14 protein-coding genes are annotated in these 16,263 nt (G+C 68.5%); 6 read left to right on the top strand and 8 right to left on the bottom strand.

The annotated features are described in order from the left end of the window. The first annotated feature begins 189 nt into the window (after nt 1-189). Nucleotides 190-1,314 carry an HNH endonuclease signature motif containing protein gene (locus tag ACJ8AT_RS25100; RefSeq protein ID WP_407740378.1) on the top strand — a complete coding sequence of 375 codons (1,125 nt, stop codon included), beginning with the start codon at nt 190-192 and terminating at the stop codon, nt 1,312-1,314. Beyond that, on the top strand, nt 1,311-1,754 hold the full coding sequence (locus ACJ8AT_RS25105; RefSeq protein WP_407740379.1) for an SMI1/KNR4 family protein: 444 nt from the start codon (nt 1,311-1,313) through the stop codon (nt 1,752-1,754). The genes ACJ8AT_RS25100 and ACJ8AT_RS25105 overlap by 4 nt, the downstream gene beginning before the upstream one ends. A gap of 1 nt (nt 1,755) precedes the next feature. Here the strand turns inward: ACJ8AT_RS25105 and ACJ8AT_RS25110 are convergent, their stop codons facing one another. After that, a complete protein-coding gene (locus ACJ8AT_RS25110; RefSeq protein ID WP_407740380.1) occupies nt 1,756-3,618 on the bottom strand; it encodes an SLC13 family permease in 1,863 nt (620 codons plus the stop codon). Between the two features lie 258 nt (nt 3,619-3,876). Here ACJ8AT_RS25110 and ACJ8AT_RS25115 point away from each other — a divergent pair, with 258 nt between their 5' ends. From ACJ8AT_RS25115 to ACJ8AT_RS25125, 3 genes are all read left to right on the top strand, one after another. Beyond that, nucleotides 3,877-5,664 (top strand): phosphoenolpyruvate carboxykinase (GTP), encoded by a 1,788-nt coding sequence (locus ACJ8AT_RS25115; protein ID WP_407740381.1) that lies wholly within the window; start codon nt 3,877-3,879, stop codon nt 5,662-5,664. A 165-nt stretch (nt 5,665-5,829) separates the two neighbouring features. Then, nucleotides 5,830-6,654, top strand: coding sequence for a tetratricopeptide repeat protein (locus tag ACJ8AT_RS25120; protein ID WP_407740382.1), 825 nt, complete (start codon nt 5,830-5,832; stop codon nt 6,652-6,654). Continuing rightward, the gene (locus ACJ8AT_RS25125; RefSeq protein ID WP_407740383.1) at nt 6,654-8,057 is read left to right on the top strand and encodes an ABC transporter substrate-binding protein; all 1,404 of its coding nucleotides are present in this window, start codon (nt 6,654-6,656) and stop codon (nt 8,055-8,057) included. The genes ACJ8AT_RS25120 and ACJ8AT_RS25125 overlap by 1 nt, the downstream gene beginning before the upstream one ends. A gap of 6 nt (nt 8,058-8,063) precedes the next feature. Here the strand turns inward: ACJ8AT_RS25125 and ACJ8AT_RS25130 are convergent, their stop codons facing one another. The 7 genes from ACJ8AT_RS25130 to ACJ8AT_RS25160 form a co-directional block, all read right to left on the bottom strand. Further along, entirely contained in the window at nt 8,064-9,230 is a 1,167-nt protein-coding gene (locus ACJ8AT_RS25130; RefSeq protein ID WP_407740384.1) for a pyridoxal phosphate-dependent aminotransferase, read from the bottom strand. Beyond that, the gene (locus ACJ8AT_RS25135) at nt 9,227-9,505 is read right to left on the bottom strand and encodes a hypothetical protein (protein WP_407740385.1); all 279 of its coding nucleotides are present in this window, start codon (nt 9,503-9,505) and stop codon (nt 9,227-9,229) included. Before ACJ8AT_RS25135 ends, ACJ8AT_RS25130 begins: the two co-directional genes overlap by 4 nt. 105 nt (nt 9,506-9,610) lie before the next feature. Next, the gene (bioD, locus tag ACJ8AT_RS25140) at nt 9,611-10,354 is read right to left on the bottom strand and encodes a dethiobiotin synthase (protein WP_407740386.1); all 744 of its coding nucleotides are present in this window, start codon (nt 10,352-10,354) and stop codon (nt 9,611-9,613) included. After that, the gene (bioF, locus tag ACJ8AT_RS25145) at nt 10,344-11,528 is read right to left on the bottom strand and encodes an 8-amino-7-oxononanoate synthase (RefSeq protein WP_407740387.1); all 1,185 of its coding nucleotides are present in this window, start codon (nt 11,526-11,528) and stop codon (nt 10,344-10,346) included. Before bioF ends, bioD begins: the two co-directional genes overlap by 11 nt. A 4-nt stretch (nt 11,529-11,532) precedes the next feature. Beyond that, a complete protein-coding gene (gene bioB / locus ACJ8AT_RS25150; RefSeq protein WP_407740388.1) occupies nt 11,533-12,555 on the bottom strand; it encodes a biotin synthase BioB in 1,023 nt (340 codons plus the stop codon). Nucleotides 12,556-12,684: 129 nt separating this feature from the next. Further along, on the bottom strand, nt 12,685-13,377 hold the full coding sequence (locus ACJ8AT_RS25155; protein WP_407740429.1) for a hypothetical protein: 693 nt from the start codon (nt 13,375-13,377) through the stop codon (nt 12,685-12,687). Between the two features lie 171 nt (nt 13,378-13,548). Beyond that, the gene (locus tag ACJ8AT_RS25160; protein WP_407740389.1) at nt 13,549-14,259 is read right to left on the bottom strand and encodes a FecR domain-containing protein; all 711 of its coding nucleotides are present in this window, start codon (nt 14,257-14,259) and stop codon (nt 13,549-13,551) included. A gap of 220 nt (nt 14,260-14,479) precedes the next feature. Here ACJ8AT_RS25160 and ACJ8AT_RS25165 point away from each other — a divergent pair, with 220 nt between their 5' ends. Then, nucleotides 14,480-16,252: a di-heme-cytochrome C peroxidase gene (locus tag ACJ8AT_RS25165; protein WP_407740390.1), complete on the top strand. Its 1,773-nt coding sequence runs from the start codon at nt 14,480-14,482 to the stop codon at nt 16,250-16,252. Nucleotides 16,253-16,263 lie beyond the last annotated feature (11 nt).

The following is a 16,263-nucleotide window of genomic DNA, read 5'->3' on the forward strand; positions in this document are numbered from 1 at the left end:
ACCCTCGCACTGTCAGGCTCAGTGCCTGGCGATGGAATGGGGCACCTCTGGAGGACCCTGATGCTGCGATGGGCTGTAGCGCTGTTGCTGCTGGGGACAGGCTGTGTAAGCACACATGTGGTACGGCTGGAGACCGGCCAGGGACGCACACTGAAGTACGCGCCACCTACCTGGAACAAGTCCGTAGGGGTGGACAAGACCGAGTTTGAGGCGGCGCTCCAACGGCTGGTGCTGGAAGCGCCGCTGGCCATCCGCCCTGCCCAGCCCGGCGGACTGGTTCGCACCTCCTACTCTCCTCACGAGGCTGACGCACGCTGGCAGTCGCTGCTACGCAAGAGCTTTGGCGGCCTGTGTAGAGCGGGCCAGCCCGGGGACGAATGCCTGTCGCTGCTCGACGACGTGATGGGCCTGAGTCCGTGGGACAAACTGGCAGCGGCCCTGGGCCTGTCATTCGAGCCGATGCGCGAGAGCATCGCCGAGGCGGTGCGGGACACCCTGGCTCCCCAGCTCTTCTACTCGATCATTGCCACAGGTCTGGTGACCTGGGTTGTCCTGGCAGCGAACCCGGAGCCGGTGTTCACCAAGGCGGCGGCGATCGTGTCGGCGGCGATGTTGATCTACCTGGGAGTGGAGTCCTTCCTGGAGGTGCTCAAGGCGAGCATCGAGCTGAAGCGGTCCACCGACAGGGCCACTACCATGGAGGAATTGGAGGAAGCTGGCCAGCGCTTTGCCCGCCGGGTGGGACCGCAAGTCGCGCGTGTCTTCGTCCTCGCAGTAACAGTCGTGGTGAGTCAGGGCATGACTGGGAGCGCCGCGTTCCTGGCCTCGCGGCTGTCGATGCTCCCTGCTTTCTCGAAGGCTGCGGCATTGGGTGCCGAGCAGGTGGGTTTACGGCTGGGGTCGGTGGGGCAAGTGAGCGCGGTAGCAGTTATCGAGGGCAACCTCGTCATCTCCCTGGTGCCCACTGCTGTGGCCATGGCGGCCACGGGACCGGGTAGCGGAAGCGAGCCTCCACGTGCCTCCCGCGTCTCCGGAGATGAACTCGCGAAGCTGCGTCGCGAGTTCGAAGCAGTCAAATCGAGATTTTGGAAGAACGAGGCGGCAGTCAACCCAGGGGCATACTCACCCGAGAACCTCGCCAGAATGAGAGCGGGTAAGCCCCCCATCGGTCCGGATGGCTACCCGATGGAACTCCATCACAAGGTGCCGCTCGCTGAAGGGGGAACCAACTCGTTCGAGAACCTAGAGATCAAGACGCGAACCGACCACCGCCTTGGTCCCAACTACAAGCAGAATCATCCGAACCTGCCATGACGTTCGACGAACTTGCGCAGAGGCTGGAGTTATCCTCCTCGAAGAACTTTGGACGAGGTGCTACCGAGCATGACCTCCATGCCGCCAGTGCTCGACTTGGTGTGAATCTGGCCGGTGGCTATCGTCGTTTTCTACAGCGCTTCGGCTGGGGAGGAGTCGGATCCTTCGAGCTCTTTGGACTGGGCTCGGATGCTCCGCCCTACTTGAACCTCGTCGCGGTGACCGAGAGCGAGCGGACGGAGATGCATCCGGCACTGCCCGCGCACCTCATCCCGCTGATGAATGATGGGGGCGGCAACCTCTACTGCCTCGACTCGAGAAGCGCGGGCGAGCCTGTGGTTGTCTTCTGGGATCATACGGCTAGCGCCGAGCAAGCCCCGGAGCCAGTGGCTCCAGATTTCGTCTCCTGGCTGGCAGAACGCGTGGAGGACTTCACCTAAGCTAATGCGCTGAGCGTGGCGCGTTCAGGCTCACCGGCGCTCGCTGGACCGGCGCCTCATGGCCCTGCGCCTGGAAGGGCCACACCGCCGGCACCGCGAACACCAGGAAGGCCAGCAGCGCCCCCGTCAGCGGTGTGCCCAGCCGGAAGAAGTCCGTGAAGCGGTAGTGCCCCGGGCCGTAGACCAGCACGCAGCTCGGCTCCAGCGGCGTAATGAACGAGCAGCTCGCCGCCAGCGTCACCCCGATCGCGAACGGCCGCGCGTCCACCCCCAGCTTCGCCGCCGCGCTGATGGCCACCGGCAACACCACCAGCGCCGCCGCCTGGTTGCTCATCGGCGCCGACAGAATGATCGTCAGCACCATCAACAGCGCCAGTACCCCGCGCGGACCTCCGAACGCCCCCATCCGCGCCACCAGTGAGCCCAGGAACTGACCCGCGCCGCTCGACTCCATGGCTACCCCCAGCGCCATCATCGAGCCGATCAGCAGCACCACCCGCCAGTCCACCCGGAACGCGATGCGCGCGTCCACACACCCGGTGACGATCATCGCCAGCATCCCCGCCAATCCCGCCACCGACATCGGCACCAGGTTCAATGTCCCCGCTCCCAGCGCCCCCAGGAAGATGCTCACCGCCACCAGCGCCTTGCCGTAGCGCGGCGGCTGGTACTCCACATCCGTGAGCACCAGCAGCGTCGAGCCATCCGCCAGCTCGGCCACGCGCGAGCGCGGCCCTCGCAGCAGCAGCACATCCCCCACCGCCAGCGGCACCGTCGAGAGCGAATGCCCACCGAAGACACGCCTCAACAGCTGCAGCTTCGTCAGCCGCTGGATCGCCGGCTTGCGATGCAGCGCCAGCGCCACCAGCCCGTAGCGCTCCACGAAGAGCACCTCCTTCAGGCTGCGCCCCACCAGCGGGCTGCCCGGCGGCATGCTCGCCTCCACCAGCAGCGCATCCCTCGAGCTCAGCTCCGCATCCGCCAGCTTCACGTCCGGGCGGATGTCTATGCCCTGCAGATCCTTCACCCGCAGGATGTCCTCGCGCTTGCCCTCGATGATGAGGCGCTCGTTCCCCACCAGCCGGTACGAGGGCACCGCCGGAACCCCCTGCCCCTCCCGGATCACCCCGATGACGCGCAGCCCCAACCCCTCGGTGATCTCCGCCAACTCCTTGCCCACGTACCGCGAGTCCGGCGGCAGCACCGCCTCCGTGAGGTAGTCGCGCAGCGACCACTCGCTCACCCCACCCCGGCCCTCGCGGCTCGGGAGCAGCAGCGGCCCCAGCAGCACCACCACCAGCACGCCCAGCACCGCCACCGGCAACCCCACCGGCAGCAGCTCCGTCACCCCAATGCCCCGCATCCCCAGCTTCTGCATCGCCGCCGAGGCCACCAGGTTGGTGGAGGTGCCGTACAGGAAGATCATCCCGCCCAGCATCGACGCGTACGCCAGCGGCAGCAGCACCTTGCTCTTGGGCACCTTCGCCCGGTGCGCCGCGCCAATCGCCACCGGCAGGAACGCCGCCGTCGCCACCGTGTTGGAGATGACCGACGAGAACGCCGCCACCGCCCCCATCATCGCCAGCACGAACACCTGGTGCCCGTACCGCGCGAAGAAGGCGAGCCGCTGCCCAATCAGCTGCACCACGCCCGTGGAGGCGAGCCCCTGCGTCATCGCCAGCAGGGTGAAGATGAAGATGACCGTGTCGTTGCTGAACCCCTCGAACGCCTGTTGCGGTGTGAGCACTCCCGTGAGCGACAGCAGGCACACCACCGTGAGCGAGCTCACCTCAATGGGAATCGTCTCCAGCGAGAAGAGGACCAGCGCGACGACGACGACGCCCAGGACGATGGCAATGGACATGGCTCTGCCAGCAACGTGGGGACAGGTGCGCTCCTGGGCGAGTCCCTCGACGCGCTGCATCGTTGGCTAATGGAAGCTCCCCTGCTGATAAGAGAAATTAGAGGAGCCCTGTTCACCCGGCAGCTTCATGACCCTCCGGGTGTTGCTTTTAGGGGTACCTTCCTGAAGTTTCCCCATCCCACGCCGCGAGCGCCCCCGCGCTCCCGCAACGGACCCGCTAAGGGGGGACTTCACTTGAGACGACACGAGGAAACTTCCATGGCTTCGACGCAGACTCCGGCCGCGGGCAACGCGCCGACGAAGAACCAGGGCCTGCTGCAGTGGGTCGCCCGCTGCGCGCGGATGACGCAACCGGACCGCATCGTCTGGTGCGATGGCTCCGAGGAGGAGAAGAAGCGCCTGACCGAGCAGGCGGTGAAGGAGGGCATCCTCATCCCCCTCAACCAGGAGAAGCGGCCCGGCTGCTACCTGCACCGCTCCAACCCCAATGACGTGGCGCGCGTGGAGCACCTCACCTTCATCTGCACGCCCAACAAGACGGACGCCGGCCCCACCAACAACTGGATGGATCCCGAGGAGGCGTACACCAAGCTGGGCCAGCTCTTCGACGGCTCCATGAAGGGCCGCACCATGTACGTGGTCCCCTACGTCATGGGCCCGCTGGGCAGCCCCTACGCGAAGATTGGCGTGGAGCTCACCGACAGCATCTACGTGGCGCTCAACATGCGGATCATGACCCGCATGGGCAAGGCGGCCCTGGACATGCTCGGCGAGTCGGATGACTTCAACCGCGGCCTGCACAGCACCGGAGACGTGAACCCGGACCGCCGCTACATCTGCCACTTCCCCCAGGACAACACCATCTGGAGCTTCGGCTCGGGCTACGGCGGCAACGTGCTGCTGGGCAAGAAGTGCCTGGCGCTGCGCATCGGCAGCTACCTGGGCCGCGAGGAAGGCTGGCTGGCCGAGCACATGCTCATCCTCGGCGTCACCAACCCCGAGGGCCAGACCACCTACGTGGCCGCCGCCTTCCCCTCCGCCTGCGGCAAGACGAACTTCGCGATGATGATCCCGCCCGGCGAGTACAAGGGCTGGAAGGTAGAGACTGTCGGCGACGACATCGCCTGGATGCGCCCCGGCCCGGATGGCCGCCTCTACGCCATCAACCCCGAGGCGGGCTACTTCGGCGTGGTGCCCGGCACCAACAACAAGACCAACCCCAACGCGATGGCCTCCATGGCCCGGGACACCCTCTTCACCAACGTGGCGCTCACGCCCGACGGGGACGTGTGGTGGGAGGGCAAGGACGGCGAAGTGCCCGCCGAGCTCACCGACTGGCAGGGCCGCCCCTGGAAGCCGGGCAACGGCGAGAAGGCCGCCCACCCCAACAGCCGCTTCACCGCGCCGATGAACAACAACCCGGCGCTCAGCCCCAAGGCGAATGATCCGCAGGGCGTGCCCATCAGCGCCATCATCTTCGGCGGGCGCCGCTCCAACACCGTCCCGCTGGTGCTCCAGGCCTTCAACTGGACGCACGGCGTGTTCCTGGGCGCCACCATGGGCAGCGAGACGACGGCCGCCGCCACCGGCAAGGTGGGTGTGGTACGCCGCGATCCCATGGCCATGCTGCCCTTCTGCGGCTACCACATGGGGGACTACCTCCAGCACTGGCTGGACATGCAGAACTCCATCACTCACCTGCCGAAGATCTTCCAGGTGAACTGGTTCCGCCAGGACAAGAACGGCAAGTTCCTGTGGCCCGGCTACGGCGACAACATGCGCGTGCTCGAGTGGATCGTGAACCGCGTCAACGGCCGCGTCCCCACCCAGGAGACGCTGCTGGGCTGGGTGCCGCGCCAGGGTGACATCAACACCAAGGGCCTGGACATCTCCCCCGACACCATGTCGGAGGCCTCCTCCATCAAGGCCGAGGAGTGGAAGGCCGAGCTCAAGAGCCAGGAGGTCTTCTTCGAGCAGCTCGGCACCAAGGCGCCCGAGGCGCTCATGCTCCAGCGCAAGCTGCTGATCTCCCGCCTGGGCCACTAGCCTCCTCGCCCTTCAAACGAGGTGGCTCCGGGGCCGTCCCGCCTTCACTGGCTGGGCGGCCTCGCCGTTTCCGGGGGCTGGGATCTCCCCGGCCGGGACGGGGGTGCCTCCCTGGGAGGTGTGCCTCTTCGCCACGCGACGGGTTCGGCGCTAGGCTGGGGCGCCATGAGATTGGTCTTCTTGTTGACGGTGGGCCTGATGCTCGCGTCCCCCCCGGCGTGGGCTCAGAGAGGGGCGAAGAGCCCCAGCGCGCTCGTGAAGGAGGGGGAGCGGCTGTACAAGGCCGGCAAATATCGCGAGGCCGCCGAGGTGCTGAAGAAGGCCCAGGAGGCCCAGCCCAACCCCTTGGTCCTCTACAACATCGGCCGCGCCTACCAGCGCGCCGGAGAGCTGCGCGAGGCGCTCAGCTACTACCAGCAATACGTGGGGCTGCCCGCCGACGAGGCGGACCCCGAGCTGCTGAAGAAGTCCGCCATCGCCATCGACGAGATCCGCGTGCTGCTCGAGAAGGAGGAGCGCACCGCCGCCGCGTCTGAGGTCGAGCGCAAGCGCCTGCAGGATGAGGCGGAGGCGTCCCGGCGCAAGGCGGAGGAGGAGCAGGCCGCCACCAAGCGCGCCGAGGAGGCCGTGCGGCAGCAGCGCGCCGCCGAGCAGCAGCGGGCCCTGGCCGCCTACAAGCGCTCCCGGCTGGCCGCCTTCGGCCTCGGAGGCGTGTCCGCCGCCAGCGTGGGCGCGGGCATCTTCTTCGGCCTCCAGGCGAAGGATGCGCGCAAGACGTTCGACACGGCCACCAACCTGGAGAGCAAACAGACCGCGGCGGACACCGTCCGGAGCAAGGCGCTGATCGCGGACATCGGCTTCGGCGTGGGGCTGGCCGCCGCCATTGGTGCCATCGTCGTCTTCCCCAAGGAAGGTCCCCCGGCCGAGGGCGAGGTACGGATGACGCTCGCGCCCCGGGGTGCCGGAGCCGCCGTGGAGGTGAGCTTCTAATGCGTGCGCTTGAAATCCTGACCCTGTCCACCGTCCTGCTCGCCGGCTGCAGCTTCACCACCGCGGCCGGGCTGTCCGAGTGCGAGACCAGCGCCGACTGCGGCAAGGATCGGGTCTGCAGCAACAACTTCTGCCTGCCCCTGCCCACGGGCTGTGGGACTCAGTACGGCGACCCCTCGGCGGACGCCGTGCAGATCGGCGCGGTGCTGCCCCTGAGCATCTCGGCGACCAACCCCGAGGCGGGCAAGGACGAGTCGGAGACGCAGGGGCTCAATGCCATCCTGCTCGCGCTGGACGAAATCAATCAGCGCGGCGCGGCTGGCAAGAAGATCTCCCTGAACCTGTGCGACACCGCCTTCGACGCCACCCGCACGGCCCAGCAGACTCAGTGGCTGGTGACCGAGAAGAAGATCGTCGCGCTGCTGACGGCCGGCAGCAGCCAAACGCTGGCCGCGGCGGACGTGACCATCAAGAACAACGTGCTGACGATGAGCTCCAGCGGCACCTCGCCCGAGCTCGCCGCGGTGGCCGACACGAACGGCGGCACCGTGGGCCTGCTGTGGCGCACCGCGCCCTCGGACGTCATCCAGGGCAAGGTCATCGCCAACCTGCTGCGCAACGACACGCGCTTCAACGCGGCGACGAAGATCGGCCTGCTGTACCTGGATGATCCGTACGGACAGGGCCTCTTCGACGTCATCACCGCGCAGCTCAAGGGCGCCAGCCCGGCCAAGACAGTCAAGTCCATTCCCTACAAGCGCAAGGACGAGCCCTCCATCTCCCTGGCGGTGACACAGCTGGATCAGGCGATGGCCCCGAACCTCACCATCGTGGTGGGCTTCGAGGACGACGCTTCGCTCATCATCAAGCGCGCTGCCAACACCATCAACCTCAAGCTCGGCTCGGGCAACCAGTGGTTCTTCACCGATAGCGCCAAGGACGCGGGGCTGCTGGAGGATGCGGCCGTGCGCACCCAGCTCCAGAACGCCTACGGCACCGCGCCGGCCACCAACGGTGGCCAGGCCTTCGACTCGTTCCAGTCCCGCTTCCAGTCGAAGTACACCAAGGACCCATCGGACTACTCCTTCACCGCGCACAGCTATGACTCGATGTACCTGTTCGGCCTGGCGGTGGCCTACAGCCAGGGCACCTCGGGCTCGGTGACGGGGCCGAAGATGGCCGAGGGGCTCACCAAGGTGTCCAGCGGCAAGGTGTACCAGTTCACCCCCGTCAACTTCACCGACGCGGCAGCGGATCTCGCCGCTGGCCGGGGCATCGACGTGGAGGGCGCCAGCGGCAGCCTCCAGTTCGACAGCACGGGCGAGGCCCCCTCCCCCATCGAGCTCTGGCAGGTGTCCAGCAACACCTTCAAGGACGTGGAGAACATCCCGCCTCCTCCGTAGCGGCGGCTACCCCTCGAGCACGCGCACGAGCGGGCCGAGCGCGGACTCGAACACCTCCGGGGGCGGCAGCAGCGACAGCACCAGGAAGGCGCCGCCCGTGAAGTCGTAGAAGTAGCCCGGCTGCACTACCAAGCCCGCGTCGAGGAGAGCCAGGCAGGTGGCCTCCTCGCCGGGCTCGCGGGGGATGCGCAGCACCGCGCTCCACCCGCCGTGCCCGGGCACCACGTCCCACGAAGCTCCCGAGGGCCGTGCGGCCACCAGGCGCCGCCGGTTCTCCTTCACTCGCTCCAGGAGCGCGGCCTGGAAGCGCGGCGCGTGCGCCAGGAGCCCGGGGAGCGCCTGCTGCACCGGCGTACCCACCGAGAGGAAGGTGTCCGCCACCCACTCGAGCCGCGCCAGCGCCTCGTCCCTCGCCGCCGGTGGGCCGCCCACGTGCGTCCAGCCGAGCTTGAGTCCCGGCAGCCCGGCGACCTTGGAGAGCCCGGAGAGTGAGAACGTGAGCATGGGCAGCTCGCGCCCCGCCACCGTGGCCACCCGGTCCGGCTCCGCGTCCCAGGCAAAGTCGGAGAACACTTCGTCCGAGACGAGCGCCAGCCCCGTGTCCGCACACAGCGATGCCAGCGCGGCCAGCTCGCCCTCGTGGAGGTAGTGGCCTGTGGGGTTGCCCGGGTTGACCACGAGCACCGCGCGGCTGCGCGCATCCCGAGCGGCAGCCACCTCCTCCACGTCCAGCCCGAAGCCGTGCACGCGCGGCAGGCGGTAGGGGCGGACCTCCACGCCCTCCAGGCGCGTGAGGTACTCGAAGAGCGGGTAGCTGGGCGCCGGGACGAGCACGTTGTCCCCGGGCTCGCACAGCAGCTTGAAGAGCCACGCGTAGGACTCGCTGGTGCTCGCCGAGAGGATCAGGTGCTCGGGCGAGACGCTCGCGCCGCGGGAGCCGAGGTGCGCGGCGACGGCCTCGCGTGCGAAGCGCAGCCCCAAGGGCTCGGGCGCGTAGGTGAAGGCCTCCGGCGTGGAGAGCAGACGTGGATCTGGCTGCGGCAGCCCCACTCGGGTGGGGTTGGACTCGGTGAGATCCACCAGGGGCTCGCCTCGGGCCCGGAGTTCCGCCAGGGCCTTCGCCAGCGGATTCCACGCCCGAGGGAAGTCGCTGCGCGTGGAGAAGCCGCTCACAGCCCCGTCTGCAGCATCGCGCTGGCGACGCGGCGGATCAGCTCGCGGCGGATCTCCGTGCGGCAATGCTCCACCGCCTGCTCTGGCGGCCGAGGCTGCCCCTCAGGGCGCGTGCGCAGCGCGGTCCGAATGACGAGCTCCACCTTGGCGGGCTCGATCTGAAAGAGCCGGTGCCCCTCCTTCTTGAGGAAGTAGGCGAGGCCGCGCGTGTCGAGGAGCTTCTGGAAGTAGCGCCTGACGTCTGCCAGGAGCGTGAGGTCGATGATGTCCGCCATTCGCGATCGGGGTTCTCGCGCAGATCAAAACACGCGTCCATTTCGCGGCCGGAACACCCGAAAACTTGCGCGGCCTGTAGCACTCCGAACGCCGCGGAGGCCGATTTATCGGCCTTGGGCGCGATGTGGGAGAAGGGGGCGCAGCGCGGCGCGGAACGCGGCGTGGCGGCGGCGTGGATCGCGCAGGAAAGGAACTGGACCGAGCACCCGAAGCCCATGACGCTCTTCCAGCAGCAGGCGGTTGTCGCGCTCGGAGGGATCCCGGGCGGGAGTGCTCCGGCTCAGCAGCACGGCGCGCACCGTCAGCCCGCGCTCCGCCAGGGCCCGCAGCGACAGGGCTGTATGGTTCAGCGTGCCCAGCCCCGCTCGAGCCACCAGCAACACCGGGAGCTGCAGCGCGGCGATCAGATCGATGATGTCGCGCCGGGAGTCGATCGGCACGAAGAGCCCACCGGCGCCCTCGACCACCACCGGGCCGTGCCGCAGGCGCTCCCAGGCGGCGAGCGTGGTGTTCCAGTCCGGCTCCTTGCCGAGCCTGCGCGCGGCCACCCCGGGAGCCAGCGGCGCTCGGAAGCGATGGGGGCAGAGCACGTCCACGGGCAGCTCGCTCCGGGCCGCCGCGCGCATGGCGAGCGTGTCGGCGGGAGCGGACAGCGGCTTGCACCCGCTCTCGTAGGGCTTGAAGCCCTGGGGCCGCAGCCCCTCGTCCGCGAGCAGGGACAGCAGGGCGCACGAGGCCTGGGTCTTGCCCACTCCGGTGTCCGTGCCGGTAACGAAGATCTGGAACGGCTTGTCCTCGCTCTCCGCGAATGGATCCGCGGGGAGGGACTCCGGGGTTCTATCCGCCACGGTGCACTCCGAGCTGGCGCAGCACCTCCAGCGCAAGATCGATATGGCCCTCGGTGTGGGCCGCGGAGAGGCAGAAGCGCAGGCGGCTGGTGCCCTCGGGAACGGTGGGCGGGCGGATGGCCTTGACCAGCAGGCCGCGCTCCCGGCAACGGCGCGCGGCGTCCATGGCCTGGTCCGGCTCGCCGAGGATGACGGGGAAGATGGCGCAGCGCGGCTCGGCGGGGACTCCCAGCGCGCGCAGGCCCTTGGCGAAGCGGCGGATGTTGCGCCACAGCCGCTCTCGCAGGGCGGCGTCTCGCTCCACCATGTCCACGGCGGCCTCGGCGGCGGCACACAAGGCCGCGGGCAGCGAGGTGGAGAACACGAAGGGCCGCGCCCGGTTGAGGAGCAGCTCCACCACGGCCCGAGAGGTGGCCACGTAGCCGCCCAGGCACCCGAACGCCTTGCTCAGCGTGCCCACGCGCAGGTCCACCTCCGCCTCGATTCCCAGCTCCTCACACAGCCCCGCGCCTCGGGCCCCGAGCACTCCGGTAGCGTGGGCCTCGTCCACCATCAGCGCGGCGCCGTGCTCCCGGCATGCGACGAGGAGCTCTCGCAATGGAGCGAGGTCCCCGTCCATGGAGAACACCGTGTCCGTCACCACGAGCTTGCGGCGCGCGGGCGTCTCCGCCAGGGCCTTCGCGAGCGCCTCGGCATCCGCGTGCGGATAGACGACCACGCGCGCCCGCGACAGCCGGCAGCCGTCCACCAGCGAGGCGTGGTTGAGCGCATCGGAGAACACGGCGTCTCCGGAGCCCACCAGCGCGGGGATGATCCCGGTATTGGCCGCGAAGCCCGTGTTGAACAGGAGCACAGCCTCGGCCCGCTCGAAAGCGGCGAGCCGCTCCTCCAGGCGATGGTGCGCGGGGGTGTCTCCCACCACGACGCGGCTGGCGCCGGTGCCCAGCCCGTGAAGTTCCAGGGCCGCCTGGGCCGCGGCTCGCAGAGTGGTTGACGAGGCCAGCCCCAGGTAGTCGTTGGACGAGAAGTTGATGAACGTCTCGCCGCCCACGCGCACCACGGCGCCCTGGGCGGGCTCCAGCGGCTCCAGGAAGCGGCGCAGGCCCCGTGCGGAGAGGGACTCCAGGTCCTCCCGGGCCCACGCCGTGGCAATCCCCTCTCCTGCTCCGCTCATACGCCTAGCGCGACAGGTCCGGCTCGAGCGGCTTGATGCCGGCCTTCTCGAGCAGCGCCATGTCCTGGGAGAACTCGGGGTTGCCCGTGGTCAGCAGCTTCTCGCCGAAGAAGAGCGAGTTGGCGCCCGCGAGCATGCACAGCAGCTGCGCCTCCTCGTTCATTTGCTGGCGGCCCGCCGACAGGCGCACCATGGACAGCGGCATGAGCAGGCGCGCGGTGGCAATCGTGCGCACCATCTCCACCGTCTCCACGCGCTTCTGGTTCGCCAGCGGCGTGCCCTCGACGGCGACGAGCGCGTTGATGGGCACCGACTCGGGGTGGACCTCCTGGTTGGCCAGCGTGAGCAGCAGCTCGCAGCGGTCCTCCACGGACTCGCCCAGGCCGATGATGCCGCCCGAGCACACCGAGATGCCCGCCTGCCGCACGCGCTCCAGCGTATTGAGCCGGTCCTCGTAGGTGCGCGTGGAGATGATGTCGCCGTAGTGCTCGGCCGAGGTGTCCAGGTTGTGATTGTACGCGGACAGGCCCGCCTCGCGCAGGCGCCGGGCCTGGCTGTCGGTGAGCATGCCCAGCGTGGCGCACGCCTCCATGCCCAGCTTGCGCACGCCCTTCACCATCTCCAGGACACTGTCGAACTGGGGGCCGTCCTTCACCTCGCGCCAGGCGGCGCCCATGCAGAAGCGGGTGGCTCCGGCGGCGCGGGCCTTGGAGGCTGCCTCCAGCACCTCCTGCACCGCCATCAGCTTCTCGGCCTTGACGCCCGTCTTGTAGCGCGCCGCCTGCGGGCAGTACGAGCAGTCCTCGGGGCAGCCGCCCGTCTTGATGGACAGCAGCGAGCACAGCTGCACCTTGTTGTCCTGGAACACCGCGCGGTGCACCGTCTGCGCCTTGTGGATCAGCTCCAGCAGCGGCAGCTCGTACAGCGCGCGCACCTCGGGCAGCGTCCAGTCATGGCGGACGGAGACTCCGGCGGGGGGCGCGGCGAAGTGGGCGTGGCCGTGGAAGGACTCGGAGGCGTCGGACATGGGCTCCTCGGTGGGGCGAGGCGCGCAAACTGCGTGGCCGCCGCCCCCTTGTCAACGCTGTCTCGCCTGCCGGTTGACGAGTGTCGGTGTGTATCCGACAGGCCGCCGGCTCACGCCTCCGCCCAGAGCTTAGTTGCCACTCACCCGAGCGTTCATCGTGGGCACAAAGCGGCTCAACGCGTCCGGGCGCGGGTTCTCCAGCGTGATGAGGCCCTCGCTGGTGACGGGGACGGGAACCGGTTGCGGCGGCGCATAGATCTGGCCTTCCACTTTCAGCGAGGAAGGCAGCGTGAGGCGATACGTGAGCGGCGTAAAACTCTCGAACGTCTTGTACTCAAGGATGTACTGATGCCCCGCCTCGACGCTGTCGAACACGTAGACCGCCGTCCCGGTCTCGAGCGCGTTTTGCACGCTAGAGGTTGGTAGTGCATAGAGGATGGCGCCATCCCTGCTGATGGGCATCATGTCGAGCGGATACGCGTAGCCATACTGATAGCCATTCGGGTTGGCTTCGAGCACGTCAGACTGGACGCGCACCCTGCCGGTCTCCAGCGCCGTGACCACGTAAGCGTCGTAACGGAAGGTCAGTGCCCCCAGCGCGGAGTGGTTGGTGAGCACTCCCAGAAACGCGTCGTTCCCCGGCGGCAGCTCCGGCCCAGTACCAGGGTCCCGAGCGGAGGCCGTGAGGGAGTAGGGGGCGGTCTGCACCTGCGGGGTGCCGGTTGGCTGATCCGGGTTGGTGCCGCCCGTCTCGGGCTCTGGAGCCGGCTGGCATGCGGTCACCTGCGCCAGGAGTACGAACAGGGCGACGGCCAACGGCATCGGCCTACGCACGTCGCGTGCGTTGGCCCAACGATACGAAGGACTCATGGATGTTTCCCCCAAATTATCCGGCCCAGCCCCATGCTCGGAAAGGAGCGCTGAGAGGTCAACCGCTTTCGGGCGATTCGTAGCAGCGCTGACACCTGTGGCTCCTCCCTGCGTCCGCGAGGCTTACCGGAGGTTGCGCCGCTGCCGCATCCGCTCGCGCAGCTCCTCCCGGCGCTCCAGGCGCTTCTCCGGGGGCTCGCGGCGCAGCTTCTCCATCCGCTCCCGGTGGGCGTGGATGAAGCGCTCGAAGCGCCCCTGGGGACCGACGAAGCGCTCCCGGAGCACCTGGGCGCGCAGCAGGCGCAGCCGCTCTCCGGCGCGCACCTGGTGCACCTGCCGTGCCTCGCCCGGGGCGTTGCCATCGTGCTGCACCTCGACGAGCCCCTCCTCCACATCCACGTGGGTCTCCTCGCCAGCCACTTCCACCTGGAAGGTGGTGCCTCGCACGCCGGCCACGGAGCGCTCGGTGGTGATGTCGAACTTCGCCGAGGAGCCGGCCATGGCCTTCTTCACCTTGGCCCACACCGTGCCGAGCATGAGCCGCGCCGAGAAGCTCTGGCGCTCCAGCCCCGAGAAGGAGGCCTCGTCGATCCGGAGCTGGGAGCCGCCCGCGAGCACCAGGGTGCTCTCGTCCGTGAGGAGCAGGGCGAGGTTGCCTCCCGGTTGCACGGCGATGAGATCCCCCAGCTCGACACCGCTGCCCTCCTGGAGCGCCTCGGCGGAGCCCCCCGCCGCCGTGCGAGTGGCCTCTCCCTCGAGCTGCGCCACCCGGCCCACCTCGGCGAGCGCGGGGAAGGCGCAGAGACAAGTCAAGCAGAGCAGCAGGTAGCGCATGGATAGACCTCCAGGGGTGGAGCCTCCAGTGTCCGCCAACACGGCAGGCCCTCGAAAGTTTCGGGCAGGGCCTCAAAAAAGAAGAGGCGCTCGGAGCCAGCCTCATCAGGAGTAACCGGGTTCACGGCCACGGTGTGAATCCGTTCACAGCCCACGGCGGGTCATGAGGCGTATTGACTCCCATGAAGCCAGTGAACACTCCGCCTCCCAGGAGAAGACGATGCCCCGCTCCGCTCACATCGCCCGATCGCTCGCCGCCGCGCTCGCGACGGCCCTGCTCGCAGGCTGCCCTCAGTCTCCGCCACCCCCACCACCACCACCCTCCCACCAACCCTGGATCCACATCGACAGCGGCCTGTCGCCTTCGGAGCTCGCGATCCTCTACCACGAGCCAGAGGGCAGCGAATTCCTCCCGCTGGCCGTCCTCAGCGCGCTGCACACCCCAGAGGGCCAGACGCTCCTCTCCTCGCCCCAGAGCTACGGGCTGTTGGAGGATCCTGCTGACCCGGATCATCTCCCCGTGGGCATGTCGAAGCATCGCTTCCCGGGAGTGATCTCCGACTCGGTGGGCTTCAACTGCGCCGCCTGCCACGTGAACGAGTTCCACTACCAGGGGACCTCCGTGCGTGTGGACGGCGCGCCGGGCCTCTTCAACCTCAACGCGTTCTACGCCGGGCTGTTCCACTCCATCCTGAACACGCTCATGAAGCCGGAGGAGCTGGAGGGTTTCCTCATCCGCTTCGCCGACCAGCAGGGCCACCGCGAGCCGGGCGAGAGCGATGCCCACCTGCTGCGGCGGTTCTATGACGAGGAGGGCCTGCCCCAGGACGATGCCGGCCTCCAGGCGTACGTGCAGGCCCAGACGGAGCACTACGCCGAAATCGAGCAGCAGGGCGGGCTGCAGCTCCCGGCGCCGGCCACGCTGCTCCTCAAGAGCGCGGATGACGTGGACACCTTCAAGGAGACCGTGGCGTTCCTCGAGGGCCACCTCACGTACCTGTCGCCCCTGACGAAGCTGAACTCGCCCACCGCCGCGGGCCCGGGCCGGCTCGACGCTTTCAATGGGGCGCGTGCGCTGCTGTTTGGACTGAAGCAAGCGATCCCGCTCTCCGCGCCGGTGAGCTACCCCTTCCTGTGGGGCTTCTCGGAGCAGAGCTGGCTCCACTACGACGGCAACACCAACTCCGTCATGCAGCGGAACATGGGCCAGGCCATGGGACTGGGCGCGACGTACGATCCACAGAAGGGCTCCTCCACGCTCCTCCCGAAGGAGATCGACACGCTGGACAAGCTCGCCGCCCAGGTGAAGGCGCCGCGCTGGCCGGAGGACGTCTTCGGCAAGATCGACCCCGCGCGCAGCGAGGCCGGCCGCCAGGTCTTCCAGGAGAACTGCGCGGAGTGCCACGTCCCCGGTTCCGGCAAGACCATGCTCTACTCCCTCGACGTGATCGGGACCGATCCGAACCGCGCCACGACCTTCGATTCCAAGGTCCAGCCCGATCCGTCCTCCCCGGAGGTGCCGTACTCCCAGGCGCTCGCCAGCGTTCTGGCGAAGCTCGAGGATAAGGCCTTCGAGGATGCCGGGCTCTCCCCCGAAGAGCGCCAGGCCATGGAGCCCGCCTCCCCGGTGTGGAGGACCACGAACAAGTATGCGGCGCGGCCGCTGAACAGCATCTGGGCGACGGCGCCCTACCTCCACAACGGCTCGGTCCCCACGCTCTGGGATCTGCTCCAGCCCGCCGGGCAGCGCCCCACCTGCTTCCAGGTCGGCCAGCGCGACTACGACCCGGACACGCTGGGGTACTCCACCTCCGCGGACAGCGCCGGCAAGTGCTCCAGCGAGCAGAAGGCGTGCGAAACTCCGCCGAGCGAAGGCTTCGTTCAGTGGTTCAACGTCCAGTGCACGGGCAACTCCAATGCCGGCCATGAGTATGGGACGCACCTGCCCGAGGAGCAGAAGCGCCAGCTGCTCGAGTACCTGAAGACGCTCTAGCGCGGCTCGGT

Origin of the sequence: Hyalangium sp. (assembly GCF_045802625.1) — a bacterium.
In the GTDB taxonomy this organism is placed as follows: Bacteria; Myxococcota; Myxococcia; order Myxococcales; family Myxococcaceae; genus Hyalangium.

Bases quoted from the DNA above. Each gene is read 5' to 3' on its own strand.
- ACJ8AT_RS25105 (WP_407740379.1), top strand. From the start codon at position 1,311: ATGACGTTCGACGAACTTGCGCAGAGGCTGGAGTTATCCTCCTCGAAG.
- ACJ8AT_RS25110 (WP_407740380.1), bottom strand. From the start codon at position 3,618: ATGTCCATTGCCATCGTCCTGGGCGTCGTCGTCGTCGCGCTGGTCCTC.
- ACJ8AT_RS25115 (WP_407740381.1), top strand. From the start codon at position 3,877: ATGGCTTCGACGCAGACTCCGGCCGCGGGCAACGCGCCGACGAAGAAC.
- ACJ8AT_RS25120 (WP_407740382.1), top strand. From the start codon at position 5,830: ATGAGATTGGTCTTCTTGTTGACGGTGGGCCTGATGCTCGCGTCCCCC.
- ACJ8AT_RS25125 (WP_407740383.1), top strand. From the start codon at position 6,654: ATGCGTGCGCTTGAAATCCTGACCCTGTCCACCGTCCTGCTCGCCGGC.
- ACJ8AT_RS25135 (WP_407740385.1), bottom strand. From the start codon at position 9,505: ATGGCGGACATCATCGACCTCACGCTCCTGGCAGACGTCAGGCGCTAC.
- bioF (WP_407740387.1), bottom strand. From the start codon at position 11,528: ATGAGCGGAGCAGGAGAGGGGATTGCCACGGCGTGGGCCCGGGAGGAC.
- bioB (WP_407740388.1), bottom strand. From the start codon at position 12,555: ATGTCCGACGCCTCCGAGTCCTTCCACGGCCACGCCCACTTCGCCGCG.
- ACJ8AT_RS25155 (WP_407740429.1), bottom strand. From the start codon at position 13,377: ATGCCGTTGGCCGTCGCCCTGTTCGTACTCCTGGCGCAGGTGACCGCA.
- ACJ8AT_RS25160 (WP_407740389.1), bottom strand. From the start codon at position 14,259: ATGCGCTACCTGCTGCTCTGCTTGACTTGTCTCTGCGCCTTCCCCGCG.
- ACJ8AT_RS25165 (WP_407740390.1), top strand. From the start codon at position 14,480: ATGCCCCGCTCCGCTCACATCGCCCGATCGCTCGCCGCCGCGCTCGCG.